The sequence below is a fragment of the Streptomyces yongxingensis genome (assembly GCF_055597465.1).
Genome location: NZ_CM145717.1, coordinates 7,278,668 through 7,300,262 on the forward strand (window position 1 = coordinate 7,278,668; position 21,595 = coordinate 7,300,262).

General features: G+C 72.1%; 14 protein-coding genes. 13 read left to right on the forward strand and 1 reads right to left on the reverse strand.

The annotated features are described in order from the left end of the window. Position 1: 1 nt before the first annotated feature. From mrdA to obgE, 9 genes are all read left to right on the forward strand, one after another. Positions 2–2,146, forward strand: a complete 2,145-nt coding sequence (gene mrdA / locus ACZ6TD_RS30905; protein ID WP_471343394.1) for a penicillin-binding protein 2 — start codon at positions 2–4, stop codon at positions 2,144–2,146. Then, positions 2,143–3,345 (forward strand): rod shape-determining protein RodA, encoded by a 1,203-nt coding sequence (gene rodA / locus ACZ6TD_RS30910; RefSeq protein WP_471343396.1) that lies wholly within the window; start codon positions 2,143–2,145, stop codon positions 3,343–3,345. The genes mrdA and rodA overlap by 4 nt, the downstream gene beginning before the upstream one ends. Positions 3,346–3,415: 70 nt before the next feature. After that, positions 3,416–5,053 carry a CYTH and CHAD domain-containing protein gene (locus tag ACZ6TD_RS30915; RefSeq protein ID WP_471343397.1) on the forward strand — a complete coding sequence of 546 codons (1,638 nt, stop codon included), beginning with the start codon at positions 3,416–3,418 and terminating at the stop codon, positions 5,051–5,053. A 71-nt stretch (positions 5,054–5,124) separates the two neighbouring features. After that, complete coding sequence (locus ACZ6TD_RS30920) at positions 5,125–7,047, forward strand: TIGR03960 family B12-binding radical SAM protein (protein WP_471343398.1); 1,923 nt, start codon at positions 5,125–5,127, stop codon at positions 7,045–7,047. Between the two features lie 212 nt (positions 7,048–7,259). After that, positions 7,260–8,036, forward strand: coding sequence for a TIGR03936 family radical SAM-associated protein (locus tag ACZ6TD_RS30925; RefSeq protein ID WP_471358195.1), 777 nt, complete (start codon positions 7,260–7,262; stop codon positions 8,034–8,036). A 222-nt stretch (positions 8,037–8,258) separates the two neighbouring features. After that, a complete protein-coding gene (locus ACZ6TD_RS30930; protein ID WP_471343399.1) occupies positions 8,259–12,446 on the forward strand; it encodes an Rne/Rng family ribonuclease in 4,188 nt (1,395 codons plus the stop codon). Between the two features lie 240 nt (positions 12,447–12,686). Next, on the forward strand, positions 12,687–13,007 hold the full coding sequence (rplU, locus tag ACZ6TD_RS30935) for a 50S ribosomal protein L21 (RefSeq protein WP_037945965.1): 321 nt from the start codon (positions 12,687–12,689) through the stop codon (positions 13,005–13,007). 14 nt (positions 13,008–13,021) lie between these two features. Further along, entirely contained in the window at positions 13,022–13,279 is a 258-nt protein-coding gene (gene rpmA, locus ACZ6TD_RS30940) for a 50S ribosomal protein L27 (RefSeq protein ID WP_020871349.1), read from the forward strand. 141 nt (positions 13,280–13,420) lie between these two features. Next, positions 13,421–14,854, forward strand: coding sequence for a GTPase ObgE (obgE, locus tag ACZ6TD_RS30945; protein ID WP_471343401.1), 1,434 nt, complete (start codon positions 13,421–13,423; stop codon positions 14,852–14,854). A gap of 197 nt (positions 14,855–15,051) precedes the next feature. Here the strand turns inward: obgE and ACZ6TD_RS30950 are convergent, their stop codons facing one another. Continuing rightward, positions 15,052–17,139, reverse strand: coding sequence for a hypothetical protein (locus tag ACZ6TD_RS30950; RefSeq protein ID WP_471343403.1), 2,088 nt, complete (start codon positions 17,137–17,139; stop codon positions 15,052–15,054). A gap of 341 nt (positions 17,140–17,480) precedes the next feature. On the opposite strand from ACZ6TD_RS30950, the gene proB reads away from it, so the two are divergent. From proB to ACZ6TD_RS30970, 4 genes are all read left to right on the forward strand, one after another. Beyond that, positions 17,481–18,632 (forward strand): glutamate 5-kinase, encoded by a 1,152-nt coding sequence (proB, locus tag ACZ6TD_RS30955; RefSeq protein ID WP_471358198.1) that lies wholly within the window; start codon positions 17,481–17,483, stop codon positions 18,630–18,632. Positions 18,633–18,904: 272 nt separating this feature from the next. After that, a complete protein-coding gene (locus ACZ6TD_RS30960) occupies positions 18,905–19,366 on the forward strand; it encodes a hypothetical protein (RefSeq protein WP_471343404.1) in 462 nt (153 codons plus the stop codon). A gap of 91 nt (positions 19,367–19,457) precedes the next feature. Continuing rightward, positions 19,458–20,756: a glutamate-5-semialdehyde dehydrogenase gene (locus ACZ6TD_RS30965; RefSeq protein ID WP_471343405.1), complete on the forward strand. Its 1,299-nt coding sequence runs from the start codon at positions 19,458–19,460 to the stop codon at positions 20,754–20,756. Between the two features lie 106 nt (positions 20,757–20,862). Further along, positions 20,863–21,489, forward strand: coding sequence for an SCO2584 family spore wall biosynthesis protein (locus ACZ6TD_RS30970; RefSeq protein WP_471343406.1), 627 nt, complete (start codon positions 20,863–20,865; stop codon positions 21,487–21,489). Positions 21,490–21,595: the final 106 nt, after the last annotated feature.

Genomic DNA, 21,595 nt, shown 5'->3' on the forward strand with positions numbered 1-21,595 from the left:
CATGAGTAATATTCCTGAGACCGGACGGACCCCCCGGGTCACCATCCGGCTCGTCGGCCTCCAGATCCTGGTCTTCTCGCTGCTGCTGACCCTCGGCGGGCGCCTGTGGTACCTGCAGATCCGCAACGGCGACGAGTACACCGCCGAAGCCGCCAACAACCACGTCCAGCAGGTCGTCCACCCCGCCGTGCGCGGTTCCATACTGGACGCCCGCGGGGTGCCGCTGGCCGACAACCAGACCCGTCTGGTGGTCTCCGCCAGCCGTACCGAGCTGATGAAGATGCCGGACGACGGCGAGGCCGTCCTCACCCGCCTCGCCGACGTCCTGGGCATGAAGCCCAAGGACGTCATGGACAAGGTCCGGCTGTGCGACGCCAAGACCCCGCAGCCCTGCTGGAACGGCTCCCCGTACCAGCCCATCCCGATCACCGACGAGGCCAGCGCCAAGCAGGCGCTCCAGATCCGCGAGCGCGAAGAGGAATTCCCAGGCATCAGCGCCGAGCCCACCGCCGTGCGCCGCTACGCCGCGCCCGCCGGCTCCAACGCCGCCCAGGTGCTCGGCTATCTCTCCCCGGTCACCGATGAGCAGGTGAAGGAGGCCGAGCACACCAAGTCGCCCCTGCTCCGCTCCGACCAGGTCGGCAGCAACGGCCTCGAGCGCCAGTACGACAGCGAGCTGCGCGGCAAGGCGGGAGTGACCCGCTACGAGGTCGACAACCTCGGCCGGGTCATCGGCCAGCGGGAGAGCCAGAAGGCCCGCCCCGGCGCGAACGTCGTCACCAGCATCGACTCACGGGTCCAGGCCGTCGCCGAGAAGGAGCTGGACCAGGCGATGCGGGACGCCCGCAAGCAGCACGACCGCAACACCGGCACCAACTACAAGGCGGACTCCGGCGCGGTCGTGGTCATGGAGGCCAAGACCGGCCGGGTGGTGGCCATGGCGTCCAATCCGACGTACGACCCCAACGCCTGGGTCGGTGGCATCTCCGGCAAGGACTACAAGCAGCTCACCGGCAAGAAGTCCAACTACCCGCTGCTCAACCGGGCGATCCAGGGCCAGGCGGCTCCCGGCTCGATCTTCAAGGTGATCCCGACGACCGCCGCGGTCAACGCCGGCTACGACTTCAACGGCCCCTACGCCTGCACCAGCTCGTTCAACATCGGCAGCCAGGTCTTCAAGAACTTCGAGTCCGAGAACTACGGCGGGATCAGCCTCGGCCGCGCGCTGGAGGTCTCCTGCGACACCGTCTTCTACCGGATCGCCTACGACGAGTGGAAGAAGGACGGCGGCAACAAGCCCAAGAAGAAGCCGGGGGACTGGTTCTACAAGACCGCCCACCAGTTCGGCCTCGGTAAGGAGACCGGGATCGACCTCCCCAACGAGGTCACCGGCCGGGTCCCGGACCGCCAGTGGAAGAAGGACTACTGGAAGGCCAACAAGGACGCCTGGTGCAGGACCGGCAAGAAGGACGGGTCCTACGGCCAGCGGATCGCCTACGAGAACTGCCTCGAGGGCATGAAGATGCGCGCCGGTGACTCCGTGAACTACTCCATCGGCCAGGGCGACACCCTCGTCACCCCGATCCAGATGGCCACCATCTACGCGGCCATCAGCAACGGCGGCACGCTCCACGACCCGACCGTCGGCAAGGCGATCGTCAGCCCCGACGGCAAGGACATCCAGGAGATCAAGCCGAAGGCGCACGGCAAGCTGCCGATCAGCGCCGCACTGCACAAGAAGATCGACAGCGCGCTCGCGGGCGTGGCCACCCGGGGCACCGCCGCCTGGCGGTTCCAGGGCTGGCCGCAGAACAAGATCCCGATGCACGCCAAGACCGGTACCGCGGAGGTCTACGGCAAGCAGACCACCTCGTGGTTCGCCACGTACACCAAGGACTACACGGTCGTCATGACGATCTCCCAGGGTGGCACCGGCTCCGGCGCCTCCGGCCCCGCCGTGCGCAAGATCTACAACGCGCTGTACGGGGTCGACGCCAAGGGCGGCATCGACAAGAAGAAGGCGCTGCTGCCCCGGCCGCAGGCCAACCTGCCGAAGATCTCGTCGGACGGCTCCATCGAGGCCCAGCCGCTCGGCAAGCAGTTCGAGGCGACGTCGCGGGAGCGGCGGCGGGGAGCTGATTCATGAGCGCGTCCACGCATGGGTACTCCGTCCGCCGCTTCACCCCGGAGCGCGGCGCCTGGAGCAAGCTCATGGCGCGCGACTCGGTCGTCCGCCGCCTCGACTGGGTGCTGCTGCTCACCGCGCTGACCCTGTCCGCGATCGGCGGGGCGCTCGTCTACTCCGCCACCCGCAACCGCACCGAGCTGAACCAGGGCGACCCGTACTACTTCCTGGTCCGGCACGCCCTCAACACCGGTATCGGGCTGCTGCTCGCCATCGGCACCATCTGGCTGGGCCATCGCACCCTGCGCGGCGCGGTCCCGGTCCTCTACGGGCTGTCCGTCGTCCTCGTCCTCGCCGTACTCACCCCGCTGGGCTCGACGATCAACGGCGCCCACGCGTGGATCGTGATCGGCGGCGGATTCTCCCTGCAACCGGGTGAGTTCGCCAAGATCACGATCATCCTGGGCATGGCCATGCTGCTGGCCGCGCGCGTGGACGCGGGCGACCGGCTCAACCCCGACCACCGCACCGTCGTCCAGGCGCTCGGTCTGGCCGCGCTGCCCATCGCGATCGTGCTGCTGATGCCGGACCTCGGCTCGGTGATGGTCATGGCGATGATCGTGCTCGCCGTGCTGCTCTCCTCCGGCGCGTCCAACCGCTGGATCGCGGGGCTCATCCTCACGGCCGTGGTGGGCGCGCTGCTCGTCTGGCAGTTGCACGTCCTCGACCAGTACCAGATCGACCGCTTCGCCGCCTTCGCCAACCCCGCGCTCGACCCGGCCGGGGTCGGCTACAACACCAACCAGGCGCGGATCGCGATCGGCTCGGGCGGGCTCACCGGTAAGGGGCTCTTCCACGGCACCCAGACCACCGGTCAGTTCGTCCCCGAGCAGCAGACCGACTTCGTCTTCACGGTCGCGGGGGAGGAACTGGGCTTCCTCGGCGCGGGCCTGATCATCGTGCTGCTGGGGGTCGTGCTGTGGCGCGCCTGCCGGATCGCGCGCGACACCACGGAGCTGTACGGGACCGTCGTCGCGGCCGGGATCATCGCCTGGTTCGCCTTCCAGTCGTTCGAGAACATCGGGATGACGCTGGGCATCATGCCGGTGGCCGGTCTGCCGCTGCCGTTCGTCTCCTACGGCGGATCCTCGATGTTCGCCGTATGGATCGCGATCGGGCTGCTGCAGTCCATCCGGGTGCAGCGGCCCGTCTCGGCATAACGGCGCCCATCCGCTTGGCGTCGCGTCTCCGCTTGGGGCTGATACGCCCGGTTTCGGGTACGTGACTCATATGGTGGACACGAAGCAGGAGATAGAGCGGAAGTACGAGGCCACCGCCGAGGAAGCCGGTCCGTCCGGGCGGCCCGACCTGCCGGGCCTGCCCGAGCTGACCGGAGCGGGGCCGGTCGCGACCGTGGTGAGCCGGGGAGTCGCCACCCTGGAGGCCACCTACTACGACACCCCCGGGCGACGGCTGTTGGCCGACGGCATCACCTTGCGCCACCGCACCGGCGGTGACGACGAGGGCTGGCACCTGAAGCTGCCCGTCGGCCCGGACACCCGGGAGGAGCTGCACGCGCCGCTCGGCGGCGAGGTGCCCGCCGAGATGGCCACGCTACTGCGCTCGCGGGTCCGTCACGATCCGCTGCGCCCGCTCGCCCATCTGCACACCGAGCGGGACCGCAAGGACCTGGTGGACGCCGACGGCACCGTGCTCGCCGAGGTGTCCGTCGACCGCGTGACGGCCCGGCGGCTGGCCCCCGAGGAGAGCGAGCCCGTGCGGTGGACGGAGGTCGAGGTCGAGCTCGCCGAGGACCGGGGCCACGATCAGCGGCTGCTCGACGCGGTCGAGGTGCGGCTGCGCGACGGCGGTCTGCACCGCGCCGACACCCCCTCCAAGCTCGCCAAGGCCCTGGCCGAGACGGAGAGGGCGGCGGTCGCGGTCGAGAGCGGCGGAGGCGGGCCCGGCAAGCCCGCCAAGCCGGGCAAGCCCGCGAAGACCGCCCGTCAGGTCGCACAGGCCGCGCCGGAGCCCCGGCGGCCGCTCGGTGCCGACGATGTCGTCCTGGACTACATACGCCGTCAGATCGAGGCCCTGGTGCGGCTCGACCCCGCCGTGCGCCGGGACGTGCCGGACGCGGTGCACCGGATGCGGGTCGCCACCCGCCGGCTGCGCAGCGCGTTCCGCTCTTATCGCGAGGTCCTGGACCGTTCGGTGACCGACCCGATCGGCGACGAGCTGAAGTGGCTGGCCGGTGAGCTCGGCGTGGAACGCGACCGCGAGGTGCTCACCGAGCGGCTCGAGGGGCGGCTCGCCGAGCTGCCGGAGGAGCTCCGGCGCGGCCCGGTGGGGGAACGGCTGCACCACTGGTCGCACGGGCGGCGCGACGGCGCCCGCGCCACCGTCCTGGGCGCGCTGGACAGCGAGCGCTGTCTGACGCTCCTGGACACCCTCGACGCCCTGGTGGCCGATCCGCCGCTGCGCCGCGCCGCCGCGAAGCCCGCCGCGCCGGTGGTCGCCAAGGCCGTGCTGCGCGACTACGAGCGGCTGGCCGGGCGTATGGCCACCGCCCTGGAGACGCCCCCGGGCCCGGACCGCGACGTCGCCGTGCACCAGGCCCGCAAGGCCGCCAAGCGCGTGCGCTACGCCGCCGAGACGGCCCGGCCCGCGCTCGGCAAGCCCGCCAAGCGGTTCGCCCGCCGTATGCGGGCCGTGCAGGACGTGCTCGGCGACCACCAGGACAGCGTCGTCGCCCGCGAGGCGCTGCGACAGCTGGCCACCCAGGCCCACGTCGCGGGGGAGAGCGACTTCACCTTCGGGCTGCTGTACGGCAGGGAGGAGGCGCGGGCGGCCGCCCGCGAGCGTGAGCTGCCGGGCCTGTGGGCCGAGGTCTCGCGCAAGAAGCACCGCGCGGACCTGGAGGCTTGATCCGTGGCGAGGGCGCCCGGCGGGGCAGGTACGCTAGAGGGTCACCCCTGTCAGCTTCACGAAAGTCCGCGATGTCTGTCGAGTCGGTCTTCCCACAGCTCGAGGCCCTGCTGCCGCATGTGCAGAAGCCCATCCAGTACGTAGGCGGTGAGCTCAATTCCACCGTCAAGGACTGGGACTCCTGCGACGTCCGCTGGTCGCTCATGTACCCGGACGCCTACGAGGTCGGGCTCCCCAACCAGGGCGTCATGATCCTCTACGAGGTCCTCAACGAGCGCGAGGGCGTGCTCGCCGAGCGCACCTACAGCGTGTGGCCGGACCTCGAGGAGCTGATGCGCGAGCACAAGGTGCCGCAGTTCACCGTGGATTCGCATCGCCCGGTGTCCGCGTTCGACTTCCTGGGCGTCTCCTTCTCCACCGAGCTGGGGTACACCAACCTGCTCACCGCGCTGGACCTCGCCGGCATCCCCCTGGACGCCGTGGACCGCACCGAGGACCACCCCGTGGTGGTCGCGGGCGGCCACGCCGCGTTCAACCCCGAGCCGATCGCCGACTTCATCGACTGCGCGGTGATCGGCGACGGTGAGCAGGCCGTGCTCGACATGACCGGGATCCTCCGCGCCTGGAAGGCCGAGGGCCGTCCGGGCGGCCGCGATGAGCTGCTCTTCCGCCTCGCCCGCACCGGCAGCGTCTACGTCCCGAAGTTCTACGACGTGGAGTACCTGGCCGACGGGCGGATCTCGCGCGTGGTGCCGAACCGCTCGGGCGTGCCGTGGCGGGTCTCCAAGCACACCGTCATGGACCTCGACGAGTGGCCCTACCCCAAGCAGCCGCTGGTGCCGCTGGCCGAGACCGTCCATGAGCGGATGTCGGTGGAGATCTTCCGCGGCTGCACCCGGGGCTGCCGCTTCTGCCAGGCGGGCATGATCACCCGCCCGGTGCGCGAGCGGTCGATCACCGGGATCGGCGAGATGGTCGACAAGGGGCTGAAGGCCACCGGTTTCGAGGAGGTCGGCCTGCTGTCGCTGTCCTCCGCCGACCACACCGAGATCGGCGACATCGCCAAGGGCCTCGCCGACCGGTACGAGGAGGACAAGATCGGCCTGTCCCTCCCGTCGACCCGGGTGGACGCCTTCAACATCGACCTCGCCAACGAGCTGACCCGCAACGGGCGCCGCTCGGGCCTCACCTTCGCTCCCGAGGGCGGCAGTGAGCGCATCCGTAAGGTCATCAACAAGATGGTCTCGGAAGAGGACCTCATCCGTACGGTGGCCACCGCGTACGGCAACGGCTGGCGGCAGGTGAAGCTGTACTTCATGTGCGGTCTGCCCACCGAGACCGACGACGACGTGCTCCAGATCGCCGACATGGCCACCAAGGTCATCGCCAAGGGCCGCGAGGTGTCCGGTAAGAACGACATCCGCTGCACGGTCTCCATCGGCGGCTTCGTCCCCAAGCCGCACACGCCCTTCCAGTGGGCCCCGCAGCTGAGCGCCGAGGAGACCGACGCCCGGCTGGAGAAGCTGCGCGAGAAGATCCGCGGCGACAAGAAGTACGGCCGCTCGATCGGCTTCCGCTACCACGACGGCAAGCCCGGCATCGTCGAGGGCCTGCTCTCGCGCGGCGACCGCCGGGTGGGCGCGGTCATCCGGGCCGTCTACGAGGACGGCGGCCGCTTCGACGGCTGGCGCGAGCACTTCAGCTACGACCGGTGGATGGAGTGTGCCGAGCGGACCCTGCCCGACTTCGGCCTCGACGTCGACTGGTACACCACCCGCGAGCGCGGCTACGAGGAGGTCCTGCCCTGGGACCACCTCGACTCGGGCCTCGACAAGGACTGGCTGTGGGAGGACTGGCAGGACTCCCTCGACGAGACCGAGGTCGACGACTGCCGCTGGACCCCCTGCTTCGACTGCGGCGTCTGCCCGCAGATGCAGACCGAGATCCAGATCGGCCCCACCGGCCGGAAGCTGCTGCCGCTGTCGGTGAAATAGCCGACCGGCGGTGACGTAGCCGCCCGGCGCCGCCGCGCGGCCCGGCGACGTAGCGGTCCGGCGGCCCTCCGTCACCGGGCCGCCCGCGGCGCCCACAAAGTAGGCTGGAAGAGACCGGGGCCCGCGTGGCCCTGGTGTTCGACCGCAAGGAAGTACAAGGAGACAGTCCCCTGGGCAAGCGACAGCCCGAAGGCCCGCCGCCCGCACCCGCGGTGCAGCGCATCCGTTTGCGTTACACCAAGCGCGGCCGCCTCCGGTTCACCAGCCACCGCGACTTCCAGCGCGCCTTCGAGCGGGCGTTGCGCCGCGCCGAGGTGCCGATGGCGTACTCGGCGGGCTTCACCCCGCATCCGAAGGTGTCCTACGCCAATGCCGCACCCACCGGCACCGGCAGCGAGGCGGAGTACCTGGAGATCCAGCTGACCGAGGCGCGCGACCCCGAGAAGCTGCGGGCGGTCCTCGACGAGTCGCTGCCCGCGGGTCTCGATGTGATCGAGTCCGTGGAGGCCCGCACCTCGGGGCTCGCCGACCGCCTTCAGGCGTCCGTATGGGAGATCCGGCTCGACCAGGTCGCCCCGGCGGACGCCGAGCGTGCCGCCGCTGCCTTCCTGGAGGCCGACACGGTCGAGGTGGAACGCCGAACGAAAAACGGGTTGCGAACCTTCGACGCCCGTGCCGCGGTGGCCCGGCTGGAGACGCTTCCGGCTCGGGCCGATAGGCCCGGCGACGGTGGCTGTGCGATACTGCGGCTGGTGGTACGGCATCTGACACCTGCCGTGCGACCCGACGACGTCCTGTCCGGTCTCCGCGCTACGGCCGACCTGGCGCCGCCGGTCCCCGCAGCGGTGACCAGGCTGGCGCAGGGGCTGCTCGATGAGGAGTCCGGCACGGTGACCGACCCGCTCGCGCCCGATCGCGAGGCAGCTCAGGCCGCTCCATCCACGGCCGCCAAGCTGACCGCCGCGATGGCGCCGGAAGGTCCCGCGTAGGGCCGCCGTCGATGCGCCGCCGATGCACTTGGGAGCCACCCGGGTCCGGCTGGCGCACTGACCAGAAGACTTTCGCCGGTCCCGGCAGATCCGGTCCCGGCGAGCGAGACGACAGCTCCCGTGCGGCGCCCGCGCCCCGGACGGCGGCACCCGCGCACAGTGCGCGGGCGGCCGGCCGGAAGCAGGCGCGGCGCCCGGGAGCGTGACGGGAGAAACGCCCGCATGCTCGAACCTATTGAGCCGACCCAACCTGTCCAGCCCCTCGGGTCATCCGCGCCGCGTGCGGCGGTGCCCGGGGAATCCATCGAGAACACGCCCAGCGACACGCTGCCGCCGCGCCGCCGCCGCGCGGCCTCCCGCCCGGCCGGTCCGCCGCCCGGCGCGGTGGGCGAGGCCGAGGTCACCGCGCCCTCGGTACCGGCCATAGCCGCTGAGCGGACCGGTGCCGCCGCCTCCGAGGCTGCTTCCGAGCCCGTCGCGGCCGGTGCCGCCATGGCCACCGCGAGTGGATCCGTATCCGGGTCCGACACCGAATCCGCCGCTCCGCCCGCCCGTCCGCGGCGCCGGGTCGCCCGCAAGGCGACGGCCCCGGCGGGCTCGCCGGAGGCCGCGGAGACCGTGGTCCCGGCCGACGCCGGGCGCGGCGGCGAGGAGACCGACGCCGCCGCCGAGCCGGTGGCGGAGCCCGTGGTGGAGGCCGCCGCCGAGGCCGCTCCGCCCGTCCGTACGCGCCGTCGTGCCACCCGTAAGGCGACCGCTCCGGCCGGTGCCCCCGCGGAGTCGGAGGCCGTGCCGCCGAACGAGCCGGAGGCGGCGGAGGAGACCGAAGAGGCCGAGGAGTCCGCGGCGGCTGTGGAGGCCGAGGCCGAGACCGTGCCCCCGGCCCCCGCCCGTACGCGCCGTCGTGCGACCCGTAAGGCCACCGCCCCTGCGGGCGCGCCGCAGGCGGAGGCCGCCGACGCGGACGCGTCGTCTGCGGCGGCCGCTGGTGGCGGTGGTGACGAGGTCACGGCCCCAGCCGCAGTCGCAGCCGATGCCCCGGCCGACGAGGCCCCGCGTACCCGTACGCGCCGCCGTGCGGCCCGTAAGGCGACCGCTCCGGCCGGTGCCCCCGCGGAGTCGGAGGCCGTGCCGCCGAACGAGCCGGAGGCGGCGGAGGAGACCGAAGAGGCCGAGGAGTCCGCGGCGGCTGTGGAGGCCGAGGCCGAGACCGTGCCCCCGGCCCCCGCCCGTACCCGTCGCCGTGCGACCCGTAAGGCCGCCGCCCCCGCCGGAGCGCCCGCGGAGGCCGAGGAGGCCGCCGAGGAGCCCGCCGCCGAGGAGCGCGGCGAGAGCGCCGGTACGCGGGCCGAGGACGAGGCGCCGCGCGCCCGCACCCGCCGCCGTGCCGCCCGGAGTACCGCCCCCGCCGCGGAGCCGAGCGGCGCTCAGGAGCCGCAGACCGCCGAGGCCGAGGCCCCGGTCGCCGAGGCCGCTTCCGAGCCGGAGCCCGCGCCCCGTTCGCGGCGCCGGGCGGTCCGCCCCCCGACGGCCGTGTTCCAGCCGCCGGTCTTCACCGAGCCGGTCTTCCAGACGCCGGAGAGCGCGGCCGCCGAGGCCGCCGCCGCGCTGGAGGAGCCCGAGGAGGAGGACGAGGAGCAGCCGACGGCCGAGGTCGTCGAGCCCGAGGCGGAGGCGCCCGCCGGCCGCCGTCGGCGCCGCCGCCGTGGCGCCCCGCCCGCCGAGGAGCAGCCGGAGGCCGAGGAGCCCGAGGCCGCCGAGGAGACCGAGACCGAGGCCGAGGCCGGTCAGCCCGAGGGCGAGTCCGGCGACGAGGAGTCGGGCGACCGTCCGGCCCGTCGCCGCCGCCGCGGCGGACGGCGTCGCCGCCGGGGCGAGACCGCCGAGGGCGAGGGCGCCGAGGGGCGTTCCGAGACCGGTGAGCGGTACGAGGACGAGCCGGCCGCCGAGGGCGAGGGCGCCGAAGAGCAGGGCGAGGGCCGGGACGAGTCGGACGCCGACGCCGGTGAGCCCGGTGGCTCCAGCAGCAGCAGCCGTCGTCGCCGTCGTCGCCGCCGTCGCAGCGGCGACGCCGTCGAGCCCGAGGCGACCGGTGACGACCCGGAGCGCACGGTCGTCAAGGTCCGCGAGCCCCGGGAGCGGCGCGCCAAGGAAGCCGAGTCCGGCGCCGACGAGGTGCAGTCGATCAAGGGATCGACGCGTCTGGAGGCCAAGAAGCAGCGCCGTCGCGAGGGCCGCGAGCAGGGCCGCCGCCGCGTGCCGATCATCACCGAGGCCGAGTTCCTGGCCCGCCGCGAGGCGGTCGAGCGGGTCATGGTCGTCCGGCAGAACGGCGATCGCACCCAGATCGGCGTGCTGGAGGACAACGTCCTCGTCGAGCACTTCGTCAACAAGGAGCAGGCCACCAGCTACGTCGGCAACGTCTACCTGGGCAAGGTCCAGAACGTGCTGCCGTCCATGGAGGCCGCCTTCGTCGACATCGGCAAGGGCCGCAACGCCGTGCTGTACGCGGGCGAGGTGAACTTCGAGGCGCTGGGGCTCACAGGCGGGCCGCGTCGCATCGAGACCGCCCTGAAGTCCGGCCAGTCCGTGCTGGTGCAGGTCACCAAGGACCCGATCGGCCACAAGGGCGCCCGGCTGACCAGCCAGGTCTCCCTGCCCGGCCGCTACCTGGTGTACGTGCCCGAGGGCTCCATGACGGGCATCAGCCGCAAGCTGCCCGACACCGAGCGGGCCCGGCTGAAGCAGATCCTCAAGAAGATCGTCCCCGAGGACGCGGGCGTGATCGTCCGCACCGCCGCCGAGGGCGCGAGCGAGGATGAGCTGTCCCGCGACGTCGCCCGGCTGCAGGCGCAGTGGGAGGAGATCAAGAAGAAGGCGAAGAGCGGTGCCGCCCCGTCGCTGCTCTACGGCGAGCCCGACATGACCGTCCGGGTCGTCCGCGACATCTTCAACGAGGACTTCTCCAAGGTCATCGTCAGCGGTGACGACGCCTGGGAGACCATCCACGGCTATGTCTCGCACGTGGCGCCCGACCTCGCGGACCGGCTCCAGAAGTGGACCTCGGACGTCGACGTCTTCGCCACCTACCGGATCGACGAGCAGCTGATGAAGGCGCTGGACCGCAAGGTCTGGCTGCCCAGCGGCGGTTCGCTGGTGATCGACCGGACCGAGGCGATGGTCGTCATCGACGTCAACACCGGCAAGTTCACCGGCCAGGGCGGCAACCTCGAGGAGACGGTCACCAGGAACAACCTGGAGGCGGCCGAGGAGATCGTGCGCCAGCTGCGGCTGCGCGACCTCGGCGGCATCATCGTGATCGACTTCATCGACATGGTGCTGGAGTCCAACCGCGATCTGGTGCTGCGGCGGCTGCTGGAGTGCCTGGGCCGGGACCGTACGAAGCACCAGGTGGCGGAGGTCACCTCGCTCGGCCTGGTCCAGATGACCCGTAAGCGGGTCGGCCAGGGGCTGCTGGAGTCCTTCTCCGAGTCCTGTGTGCACTGCAACGGCCGCGGCGTGATCGTCCACATGGACCAGGCGTCGTCCGCCGGCGGCGGTGGCGGCAAGCGCAAGAAGAAGAAGTCCGCTGCCGGTGCCGCTCAGCAGCAGGAGCGGGCCGCCGCGGCCGCGGCCGAGGCGGAGGCTGAAGCCGAGGCGGAGTCCGAGGACGTCACCGAGGCGGCGGCCGAGATCGCGGCGGAGGCCACCCAGCCCAAGCCGCTGCCCGAGCCGGTCTTCGCGGCCGACGAGGAGCTGTACAGCAGCGCCGCGGAGGCCGAGGCCGCCGCGACCCGTGGGCGTACGCGCCGCCGTGCCACCCGTAAGGTGTCCGCCCCGGCGGGCGCCCCGAAGGCCGCCAAGGAGCCCGAGGGCGTGGTGGTCGTGGTGGCCGACGAGCCGAGGGAGGCGGCCCCGGCGGAGCCGGAGGCGGCCGCCGAGGCCCCCGCCGCCCCCGCCGAGGAGCCGGCCCCGCTCGAGGGCGTTCCCGCGCCGCGTACGCGTCGCCGTGCGACCCGTAAGGTGAGCGCCCCCGCGGGCTCGCCGACGGGCTCCGAGGAGGCGGCCGTGGTGGTCGTGAGCGGGTCTTCCGCAGAGCCGGAGCCGGAGTCGAAGCCGGAGCCCGAGCCGGAGGCGGCGCCCGAGAGCGCGTCCGCCGAGGGCGAGGCCGAGGCCGCGGCGCCGGCGAAGAAGACCGCCCGTAAGGCGGCCAAGAAGGCTCCCGCCAAGAAGACGGCGGCCAAGAAGACCGCCGAGAAGAAGACGGCGGCGAAGAAGACGGCCGCCAAGAAGACCACGGCCAAGAAGGCTCCCGCCAAGAAGACGACCGCCAAGAAGACGGCGGCGAAGAAGACCGCGGCGGCGGAGCAGCAGACTCCGCAGTCGGTCTCGGCCGCCGCCGACGACTGACACGGCCGCCCGGCCGACCGGGAGGGCACACTGTCACGTGACAGTGTGCCCTTCGGGCTCTGGTAGCCTTGACCCTCGGCGTCTGTACGCCAAACCCCTGAGCACATCCCTTCCGCTTCGCCGGAAGAGGCCGTTCGGCCGATGGTGAATCGCATGATCACTCGGTTGTCACGACCCTCGTGGGTCGTGTTGGGCGGCTGGCATCAGAGGTCCGTTTTCTAGCGAGAGAGTGAGAACCGCGTGTACGCAATCGTGCGCACCGGCGGCCGCCAGCAGAAGGTGGCCGTGGGCGATGTCATCGAGGTCGACCGTCTGGCCAGCAACAAGGTCGGCGACACCGTCGAGCTTTCCACTCTGCTCGTTGTCGACGGCGATGCCGTCACCAGCGACCCGTGGGTCCTGGCCGGTGTGAAGGTTCACGCCGAGGTCGTCGACCACCACAAGGGTGGCAAGATCGACATCCTGAAGTACAAGAACAAGACCGGTTACCGGAAGCGGATCGGCCACCGCCAGCTGCACACCGCGCTGAAGATCACCGGCATCGACTCGGCTGCGAAGTAAGGGACTGAGGAGAGATGGCACACAAGAAGGGCGCATCGTCCACTCGGAACGGTCGCGACTCCAACGCCCAGCGGCTCGGCGTCAAGCGCTTCGGCGGCCAGGTCGTCAACGCGGGTGAGATCCTGGTCCGCCAGCGCGGCACGCACTTCCACCCGGGCACGGGTGTCGGCCGCGGCGGCGATGACACGCTGTTCGCGCTGGCCGCCGGTGCGGTGCAGTTCGGCACCAGCCGTGGCCGCAAGGTCGTGAACATCGTTCCGGTCGCTGAGTAATCAGCCCGGGCGATATCGCACAGCCTCTTCCGAGGGCGGACCGCTCTTCCCGTGACGGGAAGCGGGTCCGCCCTCGGCGCGTTACGAGCGTGAGGCACATCAGAACACCCCCGAACCCGTATGTAACTGGAGGCACCCGTCATGACCACCTTCGTGGACCGCGTCGAACTGCATGTCGCCGCGGGTAACGGAGGCCACGGCTGCGCCTCCGTGCACCGCGAGAAGTTCAAGCCGCTCGGAGGGCCGGACGGTGGCAACGGCGGCCGGGGCGGCGATGTGATCCTGGTCGTGGACCAGTCCGTCACCACCCTGCTCGACTACCACCACAGCCCCCACCGCAAGGCCACCAACGGCAAGCCCGGCGAGGGCGGCAACCGCTCCGGCAAGGACGGCACCGACCTGGTCCTGCCGGTCCCGGACGGCACCGTCGTCCTCGACAAGCGGGGCAACGTCCTGGCCGATCTGATCGGGCAGGGCACCACCTACATCGCCGCCCAGGGCGGCCGTGGCGGCCTCGGCAACGCCGCGCTCGCCTCGGCCCGCCGCAAGGCCCCCGGCTTCGCGCTGCTGGGCGAGCCGGGTCACTCCGGGGACGTCATCCTGGAGCTCAAGACCGTCGCGGACGTGGCCCTCGTCGGCTACCCGAGCGCCGGCAAGTCCTCGCTGATCTCGGTGCTTTCGGCGGCCAAGCCGAAGATCGCCGACTATCCGTTCACCACGCTGGTGCCCAACCTCGGTGTGGTCACGGCCGGTTCGACCGTCTACACCATCGCCGACGTCCCCGGCCTGATCCCCGGCGCCAGCCAGGGCAAGGGCCTCGGCCTGGAGTTCCTGCGCCATGTCGAGCGCTGCTCGGTGCTGGTGCACGTGCTGGACACCGCGGCGCTGGAGTCCGAGCGCGATCCGCTGACCGACCTCGATGTCATCGAGGCGGAGCTGGCCCAGTACGGCGGTCTGGACGACCGGCCGCGGGTCGTCGTGCTCAACAAGGTCGACATCCCCGACGGCAAGGACCTCGCCGACATCATCCGCCCCGATCTGGAGGCCCGCGGCTACCAGGTCTTCGAGGTCTCGGCGGTCGCCCATCTCGGCCTCAAGGAGCTGTCCTTCGCCCTGGCGAAGATCGTCGCGGAGGCGCGGGAGGCGAAGCCGAAGGAGGAGGCGACCCGGATCGTCATCCGGCCGAAGGCCGTGGACGACGCGGGCTTCACGGTCGTCGCCGAGGAGGGCTTCTACCGCGTGCTGGGCGAGAAGCCCGAACGCTGGGTCCGTCAGACCGACTTCGCCAACGACGAGGCCGTGGGCTACCTCGCCGACCGCCTGGCGCGCCTCGGTGTCGAGGAGGAGCTGATGAAGGCGGGCGCCCACTCGGGCGACGAGGTCGTCATCGGCCCCGAGGACGACGCCGTCGTCTTCGACTGGGAGCCGAGCCTCGCGACCGGCGCGGAGATGCTGGGCCGCCGTGGCGAGGACCACCGCTTCGACACCCCGCGCCCGGCCGCGCAGCGGCGGCGCGACCGGGGTGCCGAGCGCGACGAGGCGGACCAGGAGTTCGACACGTTCAAGCCGTTCTGAGGGCCGCGCGGCCGTAGCGGGCGCCCCTGGGTGCTGAGCGCACCCCTGAGCGCCCCGGCCCGCTCCGGCGCCCCTGCGCGGGCTCTGGCGGGCTTGTCGGCGCCGTCCGGCGGGTGGCATGACGAAGGGCCCGGGAGGGATCTCCCGGGCCCTTCGTCATGCCGTCGTCGCCTGCCGTCGGCTCGGACCGTCGGAGGTCAGACCGTCGCGGTCTCCTCCGGCTCCGGCGAGCCGGACTCCAGCTCCATCTCCTCCGCCGCGTCCCGGGCCTCGCGCTGCGAGGGGATCTCGTCGGTGAGCCGGGTGGCCATCCGGGCCCGGCGCTCGTCGGCCTTGCGGCACAGGTCCTGCGTGGCCTGGTTGAAGCGCACCAGCGACGGTGGGTCGGACGGGCCGAGCAGATGCACCTTCAGCTCGGCGCGGGCGCCCGCGAGGGTGTCCTTCCCGGGGTCGCGGACCGCTTCCAGCAGCCCGGCCACGCCCGTGGCTTCCGGCGTGAGGATCGTGGCGGCGCGCACCGTCGGGAAGCCCGCCCGGAACTCCTCCTCCGTCATCCCGCTGGTGTTCGCCACCGCGTACGGCTTCTCGCTCGTCAGGTAGTCCGAGACCACGCTGGAGACATCGCTGATCAGCACGTCGGCCTGGTTGAAGCAGGTGAAGATCGCCGGACGCGGGCCGGTGATGATCTGGTGCTCCCAGGCCGGCAGCGAGGCCCAGTAGGCGCTCTCCCAGGCGGCCGTGGCCGCGGCGACGGCCGCCGCGCGGTCGCCGTCCGGGGCGCCCTGGAGCTTCATGCGCTCGGTCTCGTCCGCGCTGGGGCGGAAGGAGGCGCTGGTGAGCCGGTTGAGCTCATCGGCGCACCGGGCCAGCTCGGCGGCGGCCTCCGGGCCGGGGCGGTCGCCGGTGCGCTTGGTGTTCGCCTCGGCGATCATCGCCTTGATGCGGTCGTTGGCACGGCCCGCGCGCGGGTCCACGGAGCCGGTCATCGGGTGCGGCTTGTACAGCAGGCGCACCTCGGGGTCGGCGAGCAGCTCGCGGACGATGTTCTCACCGGCCAGGATCACCGAGGTGTTGCCGGGGTTCCCGTCCCAGCCCTCCCACGTCGGCGCGTACAGCACCGTCGTCAACTCACCGGTGGGCACGCCCGCGTAGGGGCGGATGGGGGCCAGCTGCGGCCGGCCGACCTCCACGACGTCCTTGTCCTCGACGCCGATGTCGGCGAGCTGGTAGCGCTCGCGCGCCGCCGGGCCCGCGACCCACACCTCGTCGTACGCCTTGGCGTACGGGTTGCAACTGGAGAGCTTGTCGCTCTCGCCGTGGTTGATGAACGCGTGCTTGATCGAGGGGATGCGCAGCACCTGCGAGGTCTTGCCGGAGTTCGCCGGGTGCAGCAGCACCTTGAGCGTCGAGTGCTCGAGACGCATCAGATGCGCGACCTTGGGGAGGCAGACGATCGGCACGTCCGTCGCCTCCACCTTCTGCACCATGAACCGCTCACGGAGCACGATGATCGGCTTGCCGTCGAGCGCGGCGAGCGTGGAGAGCCACATGTTCGCCTGGTACGCCGAGGAGTTGCCGCCGGAGAAGTACATGCCCACGGTCGGCTGGTAGTCGGCCAGCCACTGGTCCAGCCAGCGCAGGGCGGTGGCCTCGTTCGCCACCCGCTTGCGCGGCAGCAGCCAGGTGGCGAGGTGGGCCGTGCCGCCGACGCCGATCAGCAGCGCGATCGTCAGGCCGACGCCGCCCCAGACGGCGTCCTTGGTGGCGGCGGTGACCAGCAGACCGGCGGTGACCGGCGCGGCCAGCCGCAGCAGACGGCGTCCGTGCTGGCGGGCGAACAGCCGCGGCGGGGCGTCGCTCAGGCGCAGCGCGGACGCGTCGATGTTGCGCGTGACGAACGGCAGCTGGCGGCTCCGGCGGACCAGTATGGCCGCCGCCTGGCAGGCGAAGTGCACCAGGTAGAAGAGCAGCAGCCCCGCGGTCAGGGGCGCCTGCTCGTGCAGGGGATTGATGCCCTCGATGCGCAGCAGCCCGACCATGATGAGCATGTCGCGGAACAGCTGGCGCACCGTGACGTCGAGGCGGATCTTCCCCAGCAGCGACAGCAGGCCGGGCTGCTTGTGCTGCAGGAAGAGATCGAGCGCGAGACCGCACGCCGAGGCGGCGATGAAAAGCGGTACGTTCGGAAGCACGGCGCCGACGAGCTGTGTTGCGAAGAACACGAGCATCGCGAGCAGCGCCGTCAGCTGTACGACCCGGCGTGGGGCGATTCCGGCAGAGGGCACGGGGTGGGCTCCTGGCAGGAGGGCGACGGACTGATGGGGGGACCCCTGACCGTATGCCGACGCCCCGCCCGGTGACAATCCGCGCCGGTGCCAACCGGTCGCAATCGGTGTCAAAGGGGCCCCGGAGGGTGGCCGCGGGAGCTCATGGCGGTGGGTGAGGCGGTGTGCGCGGGCGGTGTCCGGAGGCTGAAATGCCGAGGCGGGCGGGGCTCGTCTGTCGTAGATTGCCCCCTTGTCATGATGAGTGTGCAGGGCATGCGTTTCTTCGGGGCGTGTGGTGAGCCGGGGACGAGCGAGGGAGCGGCGTGGCGGAGCAGGACGGGTCGGCGGTACGGGACGAGGTGGCCGCCGCCCGCAGGATCGTGGTCAAGGTCGGCTCGTCCTCCCTCACCACCGCGGCGGGGGGCCTGGACGCGGACCGCGTGGACGCGCTGGTCGACGTACTCGCCAAGGTGCTCGACGGCGACGGTAAGGGCGAAGGCGGCAGGGACGGCGACGGTAAGGGTGGCGCGAACGGCAAGGAGATAGTCCTGGTCTCCTCCGGGGCCATCGCCGCCGGGCTGGCGCCGCTGGGCCTGGACCGGCGCCCCCGCGACCTCGCCCGCCAGCAGGCGGCCGCGAGCGTCGGGCAGGGGCTCCTGGTGGCCCGCTACACGGCCTCCTTCGCGCGCTACGGGCGCCGGGTCGGGCAGGTGCTGCTCACCACGGACGACACCAGCCGCCGCGCCCACTACCGCAACGCCACCCGCACTCTGGACCAGCTGCTGGCCATGGGCGCGCTGCCGATCGTCAACGAGAACGACACGGTGGCCACGGACGAGATCCGGTTCGGCGACAACGACCGGCTCGCGGCCCTGGTCGCCCATCTTGTCCGGGCGGATCTGCTGGTGCTGCTCTCCGATGTGGACGGCCTGTACGACGGGGACCCCAGGACCCCCGGCACCTCCCGGATCGACGAGGTCCGGGGCCCCCGCGACCTGGACGGCGTCTCCATCGGCAGCGCGGGCCGCTCCGGGGTGGGCACCGGTGGCATGGTCACCAAGGTCGAGGCGGCCCGGATCGCCACCGCGGCCGGGGTCCCGGTGGTGCTCACCTCCGCCAGCCGGGCCGGGGACGCCCTGCTCGGCCGCCATACGGGCACGTTCTTCCACCGCACCGGCCGCCGCTCGGCGAACCGGCTGCTCTGGCTCGCCCACGCCTCCGCGCCACGTGGCGCCCTCACCCTGGACGACGGCGCGGTACGGGCCGTCGTGGAGCGCCGCACCTCGCTGCTGCCCGCCGGGATCGCGGCCGTGGAGGGCGAATTCGCCGCCGGTGACCCGGTCGAGCTGAGGGACACCGGGGGCCGCCCCGTGGCCCGTGGCCTGGTCAACTTCGACGCCAAGGAGATCCCGCAGCTGATCGGCCGCTCGACCAGGGACCTGGCCCGCGAGCTCGGCCCGGCCTATGAACGCGAGGTGGTCCACCGCGACGACCTCGTCGTCCTGGACTGAGCCGCTCCGGCGGCACGGGCGCCCCGGCGGGGGCACCTCCCAGCGGTAGCCGGGGAGAACCGAGCCGCCAGAAAATAACCCCCCTCCGAAAAACCTCAAAAGCGCCCCGCGGGCGGGCGTGGGCTGGTCAACTTTGTTCAACGGGGTCGCGCGGGGCAGCGCGCCGGCTGTGGGAGACGCGGCGGATTCCGAGCGGAAGGCCGTGGCCATGGCACCGTCACGAGATGCTCCGCCCGCGCGTGAGCGGAGCAGCGAGTTACAGGAGGCCGTCGGTGAGACGAGGGCGCCCGGGGGCGTCGCCCAGAGGGGCGGCGGAGCGCACCCTGACCAGTGTCGGAGCGGGCGGCGCCGGGTCCGGCGACGCCGTGGCGCACGATGCCGGGCGTGGCGAGGCGTCCCGGCTGTGGCACATCACCCTCAGCGTCTCGGGGCGCGAGGCGCCGCTGCCGGAGGTCCGCAGGGCGCTCGAGCAGCTGGCCCATGACCATCCGTTCCTGCTGACCAGCCGCTATGCCAACGATCACGCCGAGATCCGCTACTGGGAAGAGGCCCGCGATCTGCACGACGCCGCGGCGGTCGCGCTGCGGCTGTGGGGCGAGCACCGGGCCTCGGCCAAGCTGCCGCCCTGGGAGATCGTGGGGCTCGAGGTCATCGACCGTGACACGTATCACCAGCGGGTCGCGGAGGGGTACGGGCCGCCACCCGCCTCCCCGGTGGGCGTGCACCCGTTCTGAGGACGGATGTGCGGCACCGAGATGTGAGAACGCCATCTCGAACTGCGGAATAGTGCGTGGATCTCCGCTCCCGGCTCAGTACGCTGCCAGCATGACCAGCGCACCCACGTCGCCGCTCACCGACCCCTGGCCGAAGTCCCCGGTCCTCCAGGCCGCCTACCGGGCCCAGGTCGCGGCCGCCGATCTCGCGCCACTGCCGCGCGCCGTCAAGGACGACGCGCTGCTCGCGATGGCCGACGCGCTGGAGGTGCGCACCAAGGAGATCGTGGAGGCCAACGCGGCCGATGTGGAGCGGGCCCGCGAGGCCGGCACCAGCGACGCCATCGTGGACCGGCTGACGCTCACCCCCGAGCGGGTGCGGGCCATCGCCTCCGACGTCCGCGACGTGATCGCGCTGCCCGACCCGGTCGGCGAGGTGGTGCGCGGGTCCACGCTGCCCAACGGCATCGACCTGCGCCAGGTGCGCGTTCCGCTCGGCGTCGTCGGGATCATCTACGAGGCCCGGCCGAATGTGACGGTGGACGCCGCGGCACTCTGCCTGAAGTCGGGCAACGCGGTGCTGCTGCGTGGCTCCTCGTCGGCGTCCCACTCCAACGCCGCGCTGGTGAAGGTCCTGCGCGACGCCGTCGGCGGGTCGGGGCTGCCCGCGGACGCGGTGCAACTGGTGCCGGGCGAGGGCCGGGAGCCGGTGCGCGAGCTGATGCGCGCCCGCGGCCTGGTGGACGTGCTGATCCCGCGCGGCGGCGCGTCCCTCATCCGTACGGTCGTCGAGGAGTCCACGGTCCCGGTCATCGAGACCGGCACCGGCAACTGCCATGTGTACGTGGACGCCGAGGCCGACCTCGACATGGCGGTCGACATCCTGGTGAACTCCAAGGCCCAGCGGCCGAGCGTGTGCAACGCCGCGGAGACGCTGCTGGTGCACCAGGACATCGCCGCCCGGTTCCTGCCCCGCGCCCTGGACGCGCTGGCCGAGGCCGGGGTCACGGTCCACGCGGACGAGCGGGTGATGGCGCTCGCGGAGGGCTCCAAGGCCACGGTGGTCCCGGCGGTGGTCGAGGACTGGGAGACCGAGTACCTCTCGTACGACATCGCGGCGGGCGTCGTGGACTCCCTGGAGGCCGCGGTGAGCCACATCCGCCTGTGGTCCTCCGGGCACACCGAGGCCATCGTCACGACGTCCCAGCAGGCCGCCCGCCGCTTCACCCAGCTCGTGGACTCCACCACGGTCGCCGTGAACGCCTCCACGCGGTTCACCGACGGCGGGCAGTTCGGTTTCGGCGCCGAGATCGGCATCTCCACCCAGAAGCTGCACGCCCGGGGTCCCATGGCGCTGCCCGAGCTGACCTCGACGAAGTACATCGTCACCGGCGACGGCCACACCCGCTGACTCACCCGTTCGGGGGATACCCGATTCCCGGCACCGCTGGGGTGGATCTTCCCCCGAATACCATTTCACCCTGCCCAAATTGACCCGTCCGGTCTACTCTGAATGGGTGCCGGACGACGTGGGGGGCAAGCCGTTCCCGGACGGCGACGAGCCCGACGACCGCAGCCACGGCGAGACGAACGACGAGTTCGCCGCCGTGGTCTTCGACGAGGACTTCGTACGGTCGGCCCCGATCCATGAGCCCACCGCCATCGAGCGGATGCTGGCCGCCGCGGAGGCCCGCGCCGAGGCCGAGGCGTCCCGGCGCCGCAGGGCCGGTGTCCCTCCCGAGGACGAGCTCTTCGAGGACGGGTACGGCGCGGAGGCCGACTTCTACGGCGCGGACGACCCCGACGGGCGCTCCGGCCCCGGGCGGGACGGGGACGACGACTACGGCCCTTATGGGCGTTACGGCAGCGCGGGGCGCCCTTACCGCGGCCATGCCCGCTGGCACCGCCCGGTGGCCTGGCTGCTGGCCGTCCTGATGGGCATCGGCGTGGTCGCCCTGGCCTTCACGGCGGTCTACCGGGGCGCCTCGGGCAACCGCCAGGACCCCGCCCCGCCGCCCGCCACCAGCGGTGTCGACGGCTCGCCCTCGGGACAGCCGCGCTTGGAGCCCTCGGGGTCGGAGTCGGCCCCGGAACCGACCGGGGCCAAGGGCTCGACCGCCTCCGCCGTACCGCCGTCGCGGTGACGTCCTCGCACATCGCTAGCACGTCGCGGCCTATGGGGCGTTTCCTCCGTACTCGCCTCCCAAGTTGTGGAGCACCACCGCGTTTACCGTCGCCCCTGGCGACCTA